1 protein-coding gene and 1 pseudogene are annotated in these 972 nt (G+C 33.4%); one reads left to right on the top strand and one right to left on the bottom strand.

All coding sequences use genetic code 11. The features are described from left to right. The coding region (locus BHF71_RS11700; protein WP_141705391.1) for an IS3 family transposase at positions 1-207 on the top strand (207 nt) is incomplete at its 5' end. Positions 208-249: 42 nt separating this feature from the next. On the opposite strand, the pseudogene BHF71_RS10585 reads toward BHF71_RS11700, so the two are convergent. Next, positions 250-882, bottom strand: a pseudogene (locus tag BHF71_RS10585) (transposase); the annotation flags it as partial. Positions 883-972 lie beyond the last annotated feature (90 nt).

Genomic DNA, 972 nt, shown 5'->3' on the forward strand with positions numbered 1-972 from the left:
TCCAGAAAAGGAAATTGTTTAGATAATGCCAGCATGGAGAATTTCTTCAGCCACTTTAAGGCAGAGTGTTTTCATCTATACTCTTTTCGCACAACTGAAGAAGTAAAAAATGCCGTTAAAAGGTACATACGTTTTTATAATCATCACCGATTCCAAGAGAAATTAAATAACCTGAGTCCTTATGAATATAGGACTCAGGCTGCATAAATGTGCTTTTTTATTCCTGTCTACTTGACAGGGGTCAGTTCACTCTGGGTCTGTCTTACTTTCCTTTATTTCTTTCTCTTCTTCTTTATCTTGTGGGGGAAGTTGCTTTTTTCCATGTGCTTCTCGGTCAACATTTATTTCTTTCTCTAATTGTTCTTGGTAACTTCTTGTTTCTACACGAGCCGTTTTCTTTATATACTTCTTTTTGTTAGCATTTGCTTTAACGTGTGTTGAATCTATAAATGCAACTGATGGATCTACAAATCCTTTTTTCATAGCTTCTTTTAGTATTCGATAAAAGATTTGTTCAAAAATATCCGTATCTTTAAAACGCCTTACGTAATTCTTTCCGAAGGTGGTGAAATGTGGTATCTTATCTTGAAAGTTGTATCCTAAAAACCAACGATATGCGACGTTAGTTTCAATCTCCTTTATTGTTTGACGCATTGATCGAATGCCAAATATGTATTGGATGAATACCATTTTTATTAAAACAACAGGATCTATGCTTGGTCTGCCGTTATCTAAAGAATAGGTATCTTTAACCAAATCGTATATAAAGCTAAAGTCAATTGCTTGATCTATTTTCCTCACTAGATGATCCTCTGGTACTAAATCTTCTATTGATACTAATTCAACTTGAGTTCTTACATCTTCCTTACGTTTTGTTAACATGTTTCTCCCCTCACAAGATATTTATTACATACTTATTATACAAAAAAAGCTTGTAGATTTGTCTAAATAAAGACTTTGTCTACAAGCTGA

Origin of the sequence: Vulcanibacillus modesticaldus (assembly GCF_001730235.1) — a bacterium.
In the GTDB taxonomy this organism is placed as follows: Bacteria; Bacillota; Bacilli; order Tepidibacillales; family Tepidibacillaceae; genus Vulcanibacillus; species Vulcanibacillus modesticaldus.